Source organism: Photorhabdus sp. RM96S (assembly GCF_042879335.1).
In the GTDB taxonomy this organism is placed as follows: domain Bacteria; phylum Pseudomonadota; class Gammaproteobacteria; order Enterobacterales; family Enterobacteriaceae; genus Photorhabdus; species Photorhabdus kayaii.
In genome coordinates this window covers 1-590 of record NZ_JBHFKT010000157.1, presented here as the reverse complement: position 1 = coordinate 590, position 590 = coordinate 1, and the positions used below count along the sequence as shown (strand labels likewise).

Sequence of the window (590 nt, the reverse complement as noted above, 5' to 3'; positions counted from 1 at the left end):
CGGTTTCAGGTTCTGCTGATAGAAGGCATCCAGCGTGCCGCCGGGCCGGAAGAACCGCGCGAACTCGCTGAGCGGCACATCCTCCGTCGCGTCCGGGTTGAACGGATAGCGTCCGGCCAGGTAGGTCTGGTACTGTCTGACGACGGTGTCGTTCCATTCGATTTCCAGCGAGCGGATGGCTTCTCTCATCACTACCCGCCAGGCCTGTTCGGCCAGCTCGCCGACCCAGCGGTTGAGCGGCGCCGGCAGGGTTTTCGCCCGCTGCTGCACGTCGAAAATCGGGTCGCTGTTATGCTGTTCAAGCCGCTGCTGAACGGCGCTCAGGGCGGCTTTACCCGGGACCGGGGCATTCTGAATCGCCAGCAGGTAACGGTGCAGCGCCACCAGTTGCTGATAAACCCCCTGTAAGGTGCTGTTTTTATCCCCGGACTCCACCAGCACCGCGGTTTCCGGCGCGAATTCCCGGTGAATACGCGCCAGCAGGCGGTAATCCGGGGTATCGCGTAACGCCTGCCGGGCTTTGGCCGGCAGCGTCTCGTCAATCCCCGGCAGGCGGGTGTTGTCACTCAGGATTTGCAGGGCGCGGCTGA

General features: G+C 63.6%; 1 pseudogene. It reads right to left on the bottom strand.

What is annotated here, in order from left to right:
* A pseudogene (locus ACGF49_RS24735) lies at positions 1-590 on the bottom strand (type VI secretion system membrane subunit TssM); the annotation flags it as partial.